Source organism: Streptomyces sp. NPDC102258 (assembly GCF_055584685.1).
Genome location: NZ_JBVJLO010000026.1, coordinates 1 through 14,853, shown reverse-complemented (window position 1 = coordinate 14,853; position 14,853 = coordinate 1). Strand labels below are relative to the sequence as shown.

12 protein-coding genes are annotated in these 14,853 nt (G+C 74.5%); 6 read left to right on the top strand and 6 right to left on the bottom strand.

Features of this window, described 5'->3' with window-relative positions; translation table 11 throughout:
• Positions 1 to 4: 4 nt before the first annotated feature.
• From ACZ6ZT_RS31370 to mtrA, 6 genes are all read right to left on the bottom strand, one after another.
• Positions 5 to 808 (bottom strand): response regulator, encoded by an 804-nt coding sequence (locus ACZ6ZT_RS31370; RefSeq protein ID WP_469723576.1) that lies wholly within the window; start codon positions 806 to 808, stop codon positions 5 to 7.
• Positions 809 to 1,083: 275 nt separating this feature from the next.
• Complete coding sequence (hpf, locus tag ACZ6ZT_RS31365; RefSeq protein ID WP_469723575.1) at positions 1,084 to 1,779, bottom strand: ribosome hibernation-promoting factor, HPF/YfiA family; 696 nt, start codon at positions 1,777 to 1,779, stop codon at positions 1,084 to 1,086.
• A gap of 307 nt (positions 1,780 to 2,086) precedes the next feature.
• Positions 2,087 to 2,839, bottom strand: a complete 753-nt coding sequence (locus ACZ6ZT_RS31360; protein ID WP_469723574.1) for a ComF family protein — start codon at positions 2,837 to 2,839, stop codon at positions 2,087 to 2,089.
• Between the two features lie 64 nt (positions 2,840 to 2,903).
• Positions 2,904 to 4,679, bottom strand: a complete 1,776-nt coding sequence (locus tag ACZ6ZT_RS31355) for an LpqB family beta-propeller domain-containing protein (protein ID WP_469723573.1) — start codon at positions 4,677 to 4,679, stop codon at positions 2,904 to 2,906.
• A 100-nt stretch (positions 4,680 to 4,779) separates the two neighbouring features.
• Positions 4,780 to 6,657: an MtrAB system histidine kinase MtrB gene (mtrB, locus tag ACZ6ZT_RS31350; protein WP_469723632.1), complete on the bottom strand. Its 1,878-nt coding sequence runs from the start codon at positions 6,655 to 6,657 to the stop codon at positions 4,780 to 4,782.
• 97 nt (positions 6,658 to 6,754) lie between these two features.
• The gene (gene mtrA / locus ACZ6ZT_RS31345) at positions 6,755 to 7,444 is read right to left on the bottom strand and encodes a two-component system response regulator MtrA (protein ID WP_351826892.1); all 690 of its coding nucleotides are present in this window, start codon (positions 7,442 to 7,444) and stop codon (positions 6,755 to 6,757) included.
• Between the two features lie 238 nt (positions 7,445 to 7,682).
• Between mtrA and ACZ6ZT_RS31340 the strand changes: the two genes are divergently transcribed.
• From ACZ6ZT_RS31340 to ACZ6ZT_RS31315, 6 genes are read left to right on the top strand one after another with little or no spacing between them, the layout of a single operon-like run.
• Positions 7,683 to 9,017, top strand: coding sequence for a DUF7847 domain-containing protein (locus tag ACZ6ZT_RS31340; protein ID WP_469723572.1), 1,335 nt, complete (start codon positions 7,683 to 7,685; stop codon positions 9,015 to 9,017).
• Positions 9,018 to 9,024: 7 nt separating this feature from the next.
• A complete protein-coding gene (locus ACZ6ZT_RS31335) occupies positions 9,025 to 9,696 on the top strand; it encodes a DUF4129 domain-containing protein (RefSeq protein ID WP_469723571.1) in 672 nt (223 codons plus the stop codon).
• Positions 9,693 to 11,852 carry a DUF4350 domain-containing protein gene (locus tag ACZ6ZT_RS31330; RefSeq protein WP_469723570.1) on the top strand — a complete coding sequence of 720 codons (2,160 nt, stop codon included), beginning with the start codon at positions 9,693 to 9,695 and terminating at the stop codon, positions 11,850 to 11,852. Before ACZ6ZT_RS31335 ends, ACZ6ZT_RS31330 begins: the two co-directional genes overlap by 4 nt.
• On the top strand, positions 11,849 to 12,811 hold the full coding sequence (locus tag ACZ6ZT_RS31325) for an AAA family ATPase (protein WP_469723569.1): 963 nt from the start codon (positions 11,849 to 11,851) through the stop codon (positions 12,809 to 12,811). Before ACZ6ZT_RS31330 ends, ACZ6ZT_RS31325 begins: the two co-directional genes overlap by 4 nt.
• Positions 12,811 to 14,121 carry a DUF58 domain-containing protein gene (locus ACZ6ZT_RS31320; protein ID WP_469723568.1) on the top strand — a complete coding sequence of 437 codons (1,311 nt, stop codon included), beginning with the start codon at positions 12,811 to 12,813 and terminating at the stop codon, positions 14,119 to 14,121. The genes ACZ6ZT_RS31325 and ACZ6ZT_RS31320 overlap by 1 nt, the downstream gene beginning before the upstream one ends.
• Positions 14,122 to 14,169: 48 nt before the next feature.
• Positions 14,170 to 14,766, top strand: a complete 597-nt coding sequence (locus tag ACZ6ZT_RS31315) for a Uma2 family endonuclease (RefSeq protein ID WP_469723567.1) — start codon at positions 14,170 to 14,172, stop codon at positions 14,764 to 14,766.
• Positions 14,767 to 14,853: the final 87 nt, after the last annotated feature.

The following is a 14,853-nucleotide window of genomic DNA, read 5'->3' as shown; positions in this document are numbered from 1 at the left end:
GGAACTAGCGGATTTCGAGGATCTTCTCGCGCATCGCGTAGACGACCGCCTCCATGCGCGAGTGCAGCTGGAGCTTCTCCAGGATGTTGCGCACATGGTTCTTGACGGTGTTCTCGGAGATGAACAACTGCTTGGCGATGTCCCGGTTGTTCATCCCGGTCGCCACCAGCTTCAGCACCTCCAGCTCGCGGTCGGTCAGCCGCGGCGCCGGGACCAGCCTGCGCTCGTCGGTGCGCTGGATCATCGACTTGAACTCGGTCAGCAGCTTCGACGCCATCGACGGGCTGATCTGCGACTGCCCGTCCGCGACGGCGCGGATCGCGGTCGCGACCTCGTCCGTGGAGATCTCCTTGAGCAGGTAGCCGGTCGCGCCCGCCTTGATCGCCTCGTAGAGGTCCGCCTCCTCGTCGCTGATCGTCAGCATGATGATCTTCGCGGAGGGCGCCACCTCCTTGATCGAGGTGCAGGCCTCGATACCGCCGCGCCGGGGCATCCGCACGTCCATCAGCACGATGTCCGGCAGCAGGTCGGCGGCCTTGTCCACCGCCTCCGCCCCGTCCCCGGCCTCACCGACGACCTGGATGTCCTCCTCCTGGGCGAGGACGATCTCCAGCCCGCGCCGGAACAGGGCGTGGTCGTCGACCACGAGCACCCGGATGGGCTCCCCGGCCGGATCGGCCGCCGGATCCACCGGCGCGACACCGTCCGCCCGATCCGCCCGGTCCGCCCGGCGCGCCGGGTCCGACGGGTCCGCCGCGCGACAGCCCGCGCCGTCGTCACCGCGCACCGGCCCGAAGCTGTCCGCCATCGTTCCTCCCCCTGCATGTGCCGAGTTGCCGGGTCAACCCCACGGGGTCCGCCACCGGTTGACTGCCCGCCATGATTCCATGCCCGGATACCGGCGAGGGGGCTCGTCGGCGGCCGTGCGACCCATACGAGCCACTCCCCGGCCGCTCCCGGCCGGAACCCGCCGAACTCCCGGGCAGAACCGGCCACATCCCGCGGGGTTCCGGCCACAGCACGTCACACAGGTGCCCCTGCGGATCGCCCGGTCGGCGTTCCGCAGGGGCAACGGGAGGACGGTCAGCCGCCCAGCGCGCCACCGGCGCCGGCGGCCGGCTCGTCCGAGCTGGAGGCGCCGTCGGCGTTCAGGTGGACGACGCCGTAGTCGTAGGCGTGACGGCGGTAGACGACGCTGGGCATCTTGGTGTCGGAGTCGACGAACAGATAGAAGTCGTGTCCGACCAGTTCCATCTCGTACAGCGCCTGGTCGAGCGACATGGGCCCGGCCGAGTGGGTCTTCTCGCGGACGATCAGCGGGCCTTCACCCTGCACTTCCAGCGGTCCGATCCGGGTGGTCGGAACCCCCTCCCCCTGCTCCTCGGAGACCGGCTCGCCGTTCGCGTTGAGCGAGGCGACGCCCGGCACCACGTCGGCGACCTCGGCCGCCGAGATCCGGCCGCTACCACGGCGGGTGAAGCGCTTGTCGTGCTGCTTGCGCAGCCGGGCCTCCAGCTTGTCCTGGGCGAGGTCGAGCGCCGCGTACGGGTCGGCGGCGGCGGCCTCGGCCCGGATCACCGGGCCCCGCGAACGCAGGGTGATCTCCACGCGGTCGCACCGGTCGGCCTGCCGCGGGTTGTGCTCCTTGGACACCTCGACGTCCAAGCTGATCACCTTGGCGTCGAGCTTCTGGATCCGCTCGGGATTCAGCTTCGCGGCCACGTGCTTGCGGAACCGCTCGGGCACTTCGGTCTTGCGGCCCTTGACGACGATGTCCACGCAGAACTCCGTTCCCGGAGAGCCCCACCGCCAGCGGCGAAGCGTCTCCCTTTCGCACCAGGCTCCGGTGAACACCGGAGCCTCGGACTTGGCGACTTTCACCTCCTCCTCCCCCATCGGCAAGATCTACATCCCACCGACTTCGGAGTAGAGAGAACCCCCTGAACGGGCACTGACACGAAGTCCTCACAACCGAACATATCCCTCTATGCCGGTTGTCGGCACCCGCTGCCGGAACGTACCTCCGCTCAGGTTTCTGTTCCCTCTTACTACCTGCAACGATGCGCATTCCCCCGCAGTTCCAAATCTATTCACCGGTCTTTCGCCCCGTACGCGTGGCGGCCGGTTCCGCACGAAGGAACGAACCCGGCGGCGCCGCCACCACGGCCGCCGCCCCGACCCGCAGACCCGCCGCGCGCAGCGCCCGCGCCGCCTCCGCGAGCGTGGCCCCGGTGGTGATGACGTCGTCCACCAGTACGATCCGCGCCCCCGCGACCAGCCGGACCCCGCCGGGGCGCACCTCCAGGGCCCCCGCCAGGTTCTCCAGCCGCTGCCGGGCCCCCAGCCCCGCCTGGTCGGCGACCCGCCGCCGCAGCCGCAGCACCGGCGCCACCCGCGCCGCCGTACCGGCCCCGCGCAGCCGCCCCGCGGCCGCCAGGGCGACCCGGCGCGCCGGATCGTGCCCGCGCGCCCGCAGCGTGGGCCGCGCGGAGGGTACGGGAACCAGCGCCACCTCCCCCGCCCCGCCGGCCCGGCCGGCCTCCTCGGCCCGGAGCACCGCCGCGGCCAGGGCCGCGGCGAGGGGGCCCGCCAGCGGGAGCGCCCCGCGCTCCTTGTGGGCCAGTACGACGGCCCGTACGGCCCCCTCGTACCGGGCGCCCGCCCACACCGCGGGCAGCCCCGCCGGCCCGGCCCGGCGCGCCACGGGACGCACCTGCCCGGCCCGGGCGCCGCCGAGCGCGCCCCGGCAGTCCGCGCACAGCACACACCGCGCGGCCCCGCAGCCCGCGCAGTCGGACGGCAGCACCAGCCCGGCCAGCTCCTGCCACCACCCCCGCATGCCTCCAGCCTGCCGGGCGGCGGCCGCAGCCGCGACCCCTGTGGACAACCGGGGCGGCCGGCCGTCAGCCCGGGTAGACCGGTGCCCGGCCACCCGCCGCCACCGTGCGCCACTGCGCCCCCGGCGGCAGCCACACGATGCCGTCCTCACTGGAGGCGGCCACCACCGGCTTCGCCTCGTCCTCCGTCGCGGCGATCGCGCTCAGCCCGGTCGCCCCCGGCAGGCTCGCCGCGACCATCGACCCGTCGGCCAGCATGTAGCGGGCCTGGTCGACGCCGCCGCTCTCCCGGCCCACGACCAGCAGCCGGCCGCGCGGCGCCCAGCTGATCGCGGTGACCTCCGCCATCTGCGGCGCGGCCGGCCGCAGCTCCCGCACCGACACCGGCGTCGCGTCCCCCTTGCCCTCGGGCCGCTCGATCCGCCCCAGGTACAGGTTCTTGCGCCCGCCCTCCCGCTCCACGATCAGCGCGATCCGCACCCCGTCCGGCGAGGCCTTCAACGCGGTGATCTTCCCGCCGTCCAGCCCGGCGACGTCCACCTTCTGCGGCGCCCCCGTCCCGCCCGGGATCCGGTACAGGCCCTGTCCCTGCGGGTCGAGGTCCGCCGTCCACAGGTCGCCCTGCGCGTCCCAGCTCGGCGCGATCAGTCTGCCCGACTTGCTGCTCAGCAGCGGCTGCGGCATCTGCCCGGCCGTCGTCAGCGTCACCACGTACAGCCCGTGCCCGTCGTCGGAGACGACCGCGGCCCGCTTCTCGTCGTACGTCACGGCCGCCGCACCCACCTTGAACGCGGCGGCGGTGGCCAGCGGCCCCGGCGCCGGCTCCGGCTTGTCCTGCTGCTGCTCCTCGGCGTTGACGTCGAGGACCATCCGCACCAGCTTGTAGTCCTTGTCCACGTAGTACTGGTGCTCGGGCGTCGGCGGCCGGTTGGCGAGCGCCGCCGCGGCCGAACCGGTCACCCAGCACAGCGAGGACCTGCCGTCGGTGCGCAGCAGTTCGACCCGGTCCAGCCGGGAGGCCGTCAGATCCCGCACCGTGTACAGGATCTGGGTCGCCATCTTCTCGCACTGCGGCTGCCCGACGTTGACGCCCTCCTTGTTCAGCGGCACGCGCAGCGTGTTCTGGCCGTCGTACGAGAGGGACTTGGTGCCCACGCGCAGGGCCGCACCGGTCGGGAAGGCGGTGGAGACGACCGGCCCGAGCCACTTGGACGGACCGGCGAGCAGCGACTGCACCGTCTGCGTCGTCGGGTCCATCCGCGTGTCGGGATCGCTGCGCTGGCGCACGTACACCGGGTCGGCGACGAGCTTGCCGCCCGCGAAGTAGTACTTGTTCACCGGCTTGTAGATGCGCTGGAAATCGGACTCGCTGAGCACGAGGCCACTGGGCGGGGTCGCGATCCGCCACTGCTTGTCCACCTGGACCAGCTGGAGGAACTCCTCGTAGCGCTTGCCGCCGGTCTCCGGCTGGTACGCGCTGCGCTCGTCGACGGTCGCGAGCATCTTGCCGGTGACCTTCCAGCGGGGCCCCTCGGGGTCCTTCTCGCCGTGCACGGGCACCCGGTCCAGGCCCGCGGAGAGCACGGTGACGGCCGAACCGGGCCGCCACTGCGCCGCCGCGTCCTCGGTGAGGTACTTGCGGGCGGTCGCCAGCTGCGGGTCGTCGCTGGTCATGGCCTCCAGGAAACCGTCGACGATGTCGGCGGGACTGGCCTTGTCGGCCGGCGGGACGCCGAACACCCGCACCTGCGAGTCGACGCCCTGCGAGGCCTCCACCCGGCGGATCTCCCCGCGGTCGGGCATGGAGGCGCAGCCGGCCAGCAGCAGCGCCACCGCGCCCACGGCCGCGACCGCCCTCGCCCGGGCCCCCCGCGGCCCCCCGCGCCGTGCGCCCCGTACGGGCCGGGCCCGCCGCGGGCCCCGCGCGTGCGCCGACGCGCGTTCAGCGTCCTCCACCGGATCCATCCTCCTGTGCTGCTCCCTGATCGGCGGGCCTGGCCACGACCCGGGCGCCGTTGCCGGGCAGCGCCGTGGGGTCGGCGGGCACCGGCTGGGCGGTGGTGACGGCCGGCCTCGGCGGTATCGGCGACCGGCCGGCCCGCTCGCCGTGCCCGGCGCCGCCCGCGCCCGGCCGGCCGGCGGCCTCGCCCCGCCCGGCGGCGTCGGCCGCGGCCCGGGCCCGGTTGCCCCGGGAGTCCTCGGGCTCCAGCGGGATCGGCGATCCGCGCAGCGGCTCGTCGGCGGTACGGGGCAGGGTGAGGCGGAACTGGGAGCCGCCGCCCGGCTCGCCCCAGGCCTGGAGCCAGCCGCCGTGCAGCCGGGCGTCCTCGACGGCGATCGACAGGCCGAGGCCCGTACCGCCGGTGGTGCGCGCCCGGGCCGGGTCGGCGCGCCAGAACCGGTTGAAGACGCGGGTGGCCTCGCCGGGCTTGAGCCCGACCCCGTAGTCGCGGACGGCGACGGCGACGGCCCCGCCCGCCGAGGCGAGCCGCACCACCACGTCACGGCCCTCGCCGTGCTCGACGGCGTTGACGACGAGGTTGCGCAGCACCCGCTCCACCCGGCGGGCGTCGGCCTCCGCTATCACCGGCTGGGTGTCCCCGAGGACGCGGATCCGGGTGCGCTTGTGCTCGGCGAGCGGCTCGGCGCCGTCGATGACCCGGCGTACGACGTCCCGCAGGTCGATGGGCTCCGCCTCCAGGGCGGCCGCGCCCGCGTCGAACCGGCTGATCTCCAGCAGGTCGGCGAGGAGCGACTCGAACCGGTCGAGCTGCCCGGCGAGCAGTTCGGCGGAGCGGGCCGTTATCGGGTCGAAGTCGACGCGGGCGTCGTGGATGACGTCGGCGGCCATCCGGACCGTCGTCAGCGGGGTGCGCAGCTCGTGGGAGACGTCCGAGACGAACCGGCGCTGCATCCGCGAGAGCTCCTCCAACTGCTGGATCTTGTTCTGGAGGTTCTGCGCCATTTTGTTGAAGGCTTCGCCCAGACGGGCGATGTCGTCCTCGCCGGTGACCTTCATCCGCTCCTGGAGCCGGCCGGCCGAGAGCCGCTCGGCGATCCCGGCGGCCATCCGCACGGGCGTCACGATCTGCCGCACGACGAGCGAGGCGATGGCGCTGAGCAGCACCACGACGAACAGGCCGGCGGTCGCGATGGTGCTCTTGACGAGGTTGAGGGACTCCTCCTCCTGGGTGAGCGGGAAGAGGTAGTACAGGTCGTACGGGTCCCCGTTGATGTCCGTGAGCCGCTTGCCGACGACCAGCGCGGGCTCGGGGAGCTTCTCCCCGCTCCCGGCGGTGTACTTGATCTGCGAAAAGGTCTTGAAGGTGCCGGTGGCGTGGTTGACGGCACGGCGCAGCTCCAGCGGGACGCTCGCCGTCGGATCGACGTTGCCGGAGGCGCGGGCGCCCTTGACGCCCTGCGCGCCGGGCGCCTGCTCGCCGGTGCCCGCGCCGAGCGCGACCACCTCGAAGGCGGTCTGCCCGCCGCTGGCCAGCTGCTTGACCAGCGAGTTCATCCAGGTGCTGGCGTCGCGGCCGACCTTGTTGTCGGCGGCGTCGGCCCCGTCCGCCGCGGACGGCGTGTTCGCCTTCTCCTGTGCGACGGCGAAACCGCCCGCGGCCTGGCTCTGCGCGGCCTCCTCCTTGGCGTCGAGGAGACCCTTGCTGACCTGCGCGATGACGACGAAGCCCAGCGCGAGGACGACGGCGAGCGACATCAGCAGCGTCGCCGCGACCACCCGGAGCTGGATGTTGCGCCGCCACAGCCGGACAGCCGGAAGCAGCGGCCGTCGTACGAGGCGTACGACGAGCCGCAGCAGGGGGCCGCCGGGCGCTCCGTCCTTGCCGAGACGCAGCAGCCGGCCGCCCCACGGGGCTCCCCGACGGGGGCCGCCCCGGGGCGTGCCGGGCGGCACGTCAGCTCGGTCCGGCCTTGTAGCCGACACCACGCACCGTCACGACGATCTCAGGGCGCTCCGGGTCCTTCTCCACCTTGGAGCGCAGCCGCTGCACGTGCACGTTGACCAGGCGGGTGTCCGCCGCGTGGCGGTAGCCCCAGACCTGCTCCAGCAGCACCTCGCGGGTGAAGACCTGCCAGGGCTTGCGTGCGAGCGCGACCAGCAGGTCGAACTCCAGCGGGGTCAGCGCGATGGCGGCGCCGTCCCGCTTGACGGAGTGCCCGGCCACGTCGATGACCAGGTCACCGATGACCAGCTGCTCCGGCGCGGGCTCCTCGGAGCGCCGCAGCCTCGCCCGGATCCTGGCGACCAGCTCCTTCGGCTTGAACGGCTTCACGATGTAGTCGTCGGCGCCTGACTCCAGGCCCACCACGACGTCGACCGTGTCGCTCTTCGCGGTGAGCATGACGATCGGCACACCCGATTCGGCCCGGATCAGCCTGCAGACCTCTATGCCGTCCCGTCCGGGCAGCATGAGGTCGAGCAGGACCAGGTCCGGCTTCGCCTCCCGGAAGGCAGCCAGCGCCTTGTCGCCGTCCGCTACGAACGACGGCTCAAAACCTTCTCCACGCAGCACAATGCCGAGCATCTCGGCCAGCGCGGTGTCGTCGTCGACGACAAGGACTCGTCCCTTCATGCTTGACATCATCCCATTAGCTAATCGTTACCTGGCGGTGAGCTGTCCCACAGCCAAAAGGGCTGGAAATCGCCCCTCGGACCTGCGTGGTGATCAGGACGACCAGTCTGCCGTGGATCCGCGCGACAATTGAAGGGACGAGCGGCCGGGGATCTTCCGGGGGGACGGCCGGTCCCTTCCGTGATCCCCCGTGGCACGATGGCAGCCGACCAGCGCGCCGGCCACGGCAGGTGCACGTGAAGGAGCGACGATGAACGACTCTCCGGGCTGGGCCACGCCCGGATCCCCGTCCGACGGCGGCCAGGGCTCCCACACCGACCGGCCCGCCGACGCGCAGCCGGTGGCCGCGCCCGCCGACGCGCCGTCCGCCGCCACGTCGCCGGCCGCACAGCCCGCCGCACAGCCCGCCGCGCCGCCCGCCGGCGACGGCAAGTGGGCGGCGGCCCAGCCGCCGCCGGGCCAGTGGTCCAACCCGGGCTCGGCCCCCGCGCCCGCGCCCGCCCCCGCCGCGGCCCCGGCCCCGCCGGCACCCCCGCAGCCGCCCGCCGGCTGGGGCCCGTATCCCTCCCAGCCCGGACAGCAGCCCGCCCCGCCCTACGGCTACCCCGCCGGCCCCGGCGGCTGGGGCGGCCCGCCGCCCGCCGCCAAGCCCGGCGTGATCCCGCTGCGCCCCCTCGGCCTCGGCGAGATCCTGGACGGCGCGGTCGGCGTCCTGCGCGGCCACTGGCGGCCCGTGCTCTCCGTCAGCCTCGTCGTCGCCGCCCTGTGCCAGACCGTGCTGCTCTTCGTCCAGCGCACCACCATGGACAGCGTCCTCCTCACCACCGACACCACCGCCGGCCGCACCCCCACCGACGAGGAGGTCTCCGGCGTCCTGGGCTCCACGGCCCTCCTCTACGGCGCCGAGTACTTCCTGGAAGCCCTCGGGCTGTTCCTCGTCACGGCCCTGCTCGCGCCCGTCGTCAGCCGCGCCGTCCTCGGCCGCTCCTCCACCGTCCCCGCCACCCTGAACGCCGTACGCCCGCTGGCCGGGCGCATGCTCGCCCTGATCGCCCTCCTGCTGCTGGGCGCCGTGGCCGCCGCCTTCCTCCCGGTCCTGCCCGGCATCCTGGTCGGCAACATCGGCGTGGCCGCCCTCGGCTTCCCCGTCGGACTGGTGCTGCTGGCCTGGTTCTACGTGACCTTCGTGCTGGCGCCGCCCGCCCTGATGCTGGAACGCGGCTCGGTCACCGACGCCCTGAAGCGCTCCGCGAAACTGGTCCGCGGCTCCTGGTGGCGCGTCTTCGGCATCAGCACGCTGACGTGGATCCTGCGCGTGATCACCGCCGGCATCATCGTGATGCCGTTCGCGGGACTCGCCCTCCTCGTCTCCCCCGGCGGCTTCAGCTCCCTCTTCGACGGCTCCGCCGCCACCAACTGGACCTTCCTGATCATCACCTCGGTCGGTTCGATCATCGCCGCCGCCGTCACCGTCCCGATGCAGACCGGCGTCACCACCCTCCTTTACGTCGACCAGCGCATCCGGCGCGAGGCCCTGGACCTGGAACTCGCCCGGGCCGCCGGCGAACCGGTCACCGGAGGCTGACGCGGCGATGGGAACGGGGGGACTCATCGGCACGGGCGTGGCGGCCCTGCTGCAGCGCGACGGGACACCACCGGTGACGACGCCGCGCGACGCCGCCCGCGAGGCGGCCGCCCGCGAGCTGTCGAAGCCCGCCTACCACCAGCACGACCCGGGGCTCCTCCAGCGCGCCCTGGACCGCCTCTGGGAGTGGATCGGCGACTTCTTCGGCCGCGCCGCCGGAGCCACCCCGGGCGGCGGCCTCGGCCTGCTCGCCGTCGCCCTCCTGGTCGTCCTGGCCGTCGCCGCCCTGTGGTGGCGGCTCGGCACCCCCCGCCGCACCCCCGCCGGCGCCGGCACCCTCTTCGACCAGGGCCCCCGCAGCGCCGCCGAACACCGGGCGGCCGCCGAGGCCCACGCCGCGGCCGGCCGCTGGACCGAAGCCGTCCAGGAACGCATGCGGGCCCTCGTCCGCTCCCTGGAGGAACGCGCCCTCCTCGACCCCCGCCCCGGCCGCACCGCCGACGAGGCCGCCACCGAAGCGGCCCCCTCCCTCCCGGCCCACGCCGAGGCCCTGCGCGCGGCCGCCCACGCCTTCGACGAGGTCACCTACGGCGGCCGCCCGGCCACCCCCGCCACCTACACCCCCCTGCGCACCCTCGACGAAACCCTCCTCCACACGACCCCGGCCCCCCTCCGATGACCCCCGACGACGCCGCACCCCGGCGACAGCCCCCGCACACCCCCTCTGACCAGGGCAACGGCAGCCGCCCCTGCCCGAACGGCGAGGGCACACCCCCCACCCCGCCCAGCAGCGGCAGCGATCAGGCCTCCCCGCCCGGCGAGGGCGCACCCCGTACCGATGCACCCCTCCCCAGGCCCCCGCACGCCCCCTCCGCCCAAGGCAGCGGCAGCCAGGCCCTCCCGCCCGCCCCCGGCGAAGACGCGGCCAGCACCGGCGCGCCCCAGCCGGACACCGCACACACCCCGCACGGCAGCAACAGCGAGACCCTGCCACCCGGCGAGGACGCAGCCGACACCAGCGCCCCCCAGCCGGGCACCCCCCACACCCCGCACGGCAGCGGCAGCGGCAGCGAGGCCCTGCCACCCGGCGAGGACACGGCCAGCACCGGCGCCCCCCAGCCGGACACCGCACACACCCCGCACGGCAGCAGCAGCGAAGCCCTGCCACCCGGCGAGGACACGGCCAGCACCGGCGCCCCCCAGCCGGGCACCGCACACACCCCGCACGGCAGCGAAGCCCTGCCACCCGGCGAGAATGCGGCCAGCACCGGCGCGCCCCAGCCGGGCACCGCACACACCCCGCCGGGCAGCAGCAGCGAGACCCTGCCGCCCGGCGAGGACGCAGCCGGCACCGGCGCGCCCCAGCCGGAGACCCCGCGAACCCCACCCGGCCAAGCCCCGAGCACGCGGACCGGCACCCAGGCCTCCCCGCTCGCCTCCGGCTCAGCCCTCACCGCGCCCCGCCCCGCCTCCCCGTACCCCCCGCCCGGCCAGGGCACCGGCGCGCCCCGCCCCGCCTCCCCGTACCCCCCGCCCGGCCAGGGCAGCAGCGGGACCGACCCCTCCACCCCCCGGTCAGGTCACCCCATGACGACCCCGACGCCCGTCGCCGCCGACCCGCGGCCCCCCGTACCGCCCGGCCAGGGCAACGGCGTGCCCGCCCGGGTCTGGGCCCGGGCCCGGGGGTTCCTGCTCGCGTTCGGGATCCTGCTCGTCGCGGCCGTCGCCCTTGCCGGGCTCCAGGCCGGCGACCACCACGGCCTCCTCGACCCCCGCTCCGCCGACCCCGACGGCTCCCGCGCCCTGGCCCAGCTTCTCAAGGACCGCGGCGTCACCAGCCGCGTCGTCACCAACGCCGACGAGGCCGCCGCCGCGGCCGGCCCCGGCACCACCCTGCTGGTCACCGACCCCGACCTGCTCGGCGAACCCCAGCGGCGCGCCCTCCGTTCCGCCGCCGACCTCTCCGGCGGCCGGACCGTCCTCGTCGCCCCCGGCAGCGCCGGCCTCCCCGGCCTGGCCCCCGCCGCCCGCACCAAGGGCTTCGCCCACCGGCGCGACCTCGACCCCCAGCCCACCGGCGCCCCCGGCTGCGGCCTCCCCGCCGCCGACACCGCCGGCCGGGCCGGCACCGGCGACGGCCTGCGCTACACCACCGACCTCCCCGGCGCCCTCGGCTGCTACCCCAGCGACGGCCACCCCACCGTCCTCGTCCTCCCCGGCGCCACCCACGGCGGCGACACCGTCCTCCTCGGCTCCGGAACGTTCCTGCGCAACGACCGCCTCGCCGACCAGGGCAACGCCTCCCTCGCCCTCCAACTCCTCGGCTCCCGCCCGCACCTGGTCTGGTACCTGCCCACCCTCGCCGACATGCCCGCCGACCCCGGCGCCGACGAGCAGAGCCTCCTGGGCCTCGTCCCCGCCGGCTGGGCCTGGGCCCTGCTCCAGCTCTCCGTGGCCGCCGTCCTCGCCGCCCTGTGGCGCGCCCGCCGCCTCGGCCCCCTCGTCACCGAGGACCTCCCCGTCGCGATCCGCGCCTCCGAGGCCACCGAGGGCCGCGCCCGCCTCTACCGCAAGGCCGACGCCCGCGACCGCGCCGCGACCGTGCTGCGCGCCGCCACCCGCGAACGCCTCTCCGCACTGGTCGGCGTACCGGCCCGCCAGGCCCACGACCCCGTGACCCTGGTCCCCGCCGTGTCCGCCCGCCTCAGCACCGGCAACGCCCCCGACACGACCACCACCACCCTCCTCTTCGGCCCCACCCCCGCCGACGACGCGGCACTCGTCGCGCTCGCCGACCACCTCGACGCCCTCGAAAGAGAGGTCCGCACCTCATGACGGCCACCACGGACAGCGCCCGCACCTCGCTGGAAGCGCTCCGCACCGAGATCGCCAAGGCCGTGGTCGGCCAGGACTCCGCCGTCACCGGCCTCGTCGTCGCCCTCCTGTGCCGCGGCCACGTCCTCCTCGAAGGCGTCCCCGGCGTCGCGAAGACCCTCCTGGTCCGCGCCCTCGCGGCCGCCCTCGAACTCGACACCAAGCGCGTCCAGTTCACCCCCGACCTGATGCCGAGCGACGTCACCGGCTCCCTCGTCTACGACGCCCGGACCGCCGAGTTCTCCTTCCAGGACGGCCCCGTCTTCACCAACCTCCTCCTCGCCGACGAGATCAACCGCACGCCCCCCAAGACCCAGTCCTCCCTCCTCGAAGCGATGGAGGAACGTCAGGTCACCGTCGACGGCACCCCCCGCAAGCTCCCCGAGCCCTTCCTCGTCGCCGCCACCATGAACCCGGTCGAGTACGAGGGCACGTACCCGCTCCCCGAAGCCCAGCTGGACCGCTTCCTGCTCAAGCTCACCGTCCCCCTCCCCTCCCGCGAGGACGAGATCGGCGTCCTGACCCGGCACGCCGCCGGCTTCGACCCCCGCGACCTGCACGCCGCCGGCCTCCGCCCGGTCGCCGGCGCCCGCCACCTCGAAGCCGCCCGCGAGGCCGTCGCCCGCACCACCGTCTCCCCCGAGATCACCGCGTACGTCGTCGACATCTGCCGCGCCACCCGCGAATCGCCGTCCCTCACCCTCGGCGTCTCCCCCCGCGGCGCGACCGCCCTGCTGACCACCGCCCGCGCCTGGGCCTGGCTCAGCGGCCGCGACTACGTCACCCCCGACGACGTGAAGGCCCTCGCCCTGCCGACCCTGCGACACCGTGTCCAACTGCGCCCGGAAGCCGAGATGGAAGGCGTCACCCCGGACGCGGTCATCACCGCGATCCTCTCCCACGTCCCCGTACCCCGCTGATGGCCCTCACCGGACGCGCCGCCCTGATCGCGGCCCTCGCCGCCGTCCCGGTCGGCATCCTCGAACCGAGCTGGACGGGGATCCTCGCCGCAGGCGGCCCCCTCGCCCTGGCCTGCTGCGTCGACTACGCCCTCGCGGCGCCCGTCCGCACCCTGAAGCTGACCCGCTCGGGCGCCACCTCGGCCCGCCTCGGCGAACCGGCCGACGTCGACCTCATCCTCGCCAACCCCGCCGGCCGCCCCCTCCGCGCCCGCGTCCGCGACGCCTGGCCCCCCAGCAGCTGGCAGCCCGGCACCGAAGCGGAAGCCTCCCGCCACACCGTGACCGTCCCGGCCGGCGAACGCCGCCGCCTGACCACCCGCCTGCGCCCCACCCGGCGCGGCGACCGCCGGGCCGACCGCGTCACGATCCGCTCGTACGGCCCCCTCGGCCTGCTCGCCCGCCAGGGCTCGCACACCGTCCCCTGGACGGTCCGCGTCCTGCCGCCGTTCACCAGCCGCAAGCACCTCCCGTCCCGCCTCGCCCGCCTGCGCGAACTGGACGGCCGCACCAGCGTGCTGACCCGCGGTGAGGGCACCGAGTTCGACAGCCTGCGCGATTACGTACCCGGCGACGACACCCGCTCCATCGACTGGCGGGCCACCGCCCGCCGGCCCAAGGTCGCCGTCCGCACCTGGCGCCCCGAACGCGACCGGCACATCCTGATCTGCCTGGACACCGGCCGCACCTCGGCGGGCCGCGTCGGCGACGCCCCCCGCCTGGACTCCTCGATGGACGCGGCCCTGCTCCTCGCGGCCCTGGCCACCCGCGCGGGCGACCGCGTCGACCTGCTGGCCCACGACCGCCGCCCCCGGGCCCAGATCCAGGGCCGCTCGACCGCCGACACCCTCCCGGCCTTCGTCAACGCCATGGCCGGCCTCGAACCGGCCCTGGTCGAAACGGACGCCCGCACCCTGGTCTCCACCATCCTGCGCAGCGCCCCGCGCCGCTCCCTGGTGGTCCTCCTCACAAGCCTGGACACGGCCCCCGTCGAAGAGGGCCTGCTCCCGTTCCTCCCCCGCCTCACCCAGCGCCACACGGTGATCGTCGCCTCGGTGGCGGACCCCCACATCGCCGAAATGGCCACCGCCCGCGGCTCCCTGGACGCCGTGTACGAAGCCGCCGCGGCCACCCAGACCCAGTCCCAACGCCACCGCACCGCGGCCCAGCTCACCCGCCACGGCGTCCACGTCATCGACGCCACCCCGGAAGCCCTCCCCCCGGCCCTGGCCGACACCTACCTGTCCCTGAAGTCCCAGGGCCGCCTCTAGCCGGCCCCCGCCTGGATACGCTGGTCCGGTACACACCCGGAGGGCACCATGGCCGACCTCACCCCCGAGCAGATGCGCCGCATGCACGATTTCGCGGAGCAACTCGCGGAGCTGGCCGAGCACCAAGAGGACCAGTGGAAGGTACAGACCACCGACGGTCAGATCTTCCTCACGATGATGAGCCCCACGGCACCGCACGGCCTGAACGTCGTGCGGCTGCGTCGCCAGATCGAAGCCCAGACACCCGAGGTCATGGCCCTCAACGACACGAACATGGGCGACCCCGTCACCGGCCTGACCAAGGTCCCCGACCTCATGGTCATCTCGGAGGACGACACCGACGACACGGCGAAGGTCGTCAACTCCCGCGACGTCCTGATGGTCGTGGAGGTCGTGTCCCGCACCAATTCCCTCACCGGCATCCACGACAAGCTGCACGACTACCCGCGGATGGGAGTCCCGCTCTACGTCGTCGTGGACCCCCGGAAAGACACGAAGAACGTCACGGTGCACAGCGACCCCTCGGACGGGCCCGACGGCATCCGCTACCGCAAGACGGTCCCCTACGCCTTCGGTGACAGTGTCACCGCCGGCCGCTGGACTCTCGACACGAGCAGCCTCAAGAGCTATCCCGCCGACTGGTGAAAACGGGAGCACCCGCCCGGTCCACGGAAAAGAGCCCGTAAACGCAGAAAAGCCCCGCACCGAACCCGTAAGGGCTGGTGCGGGGCT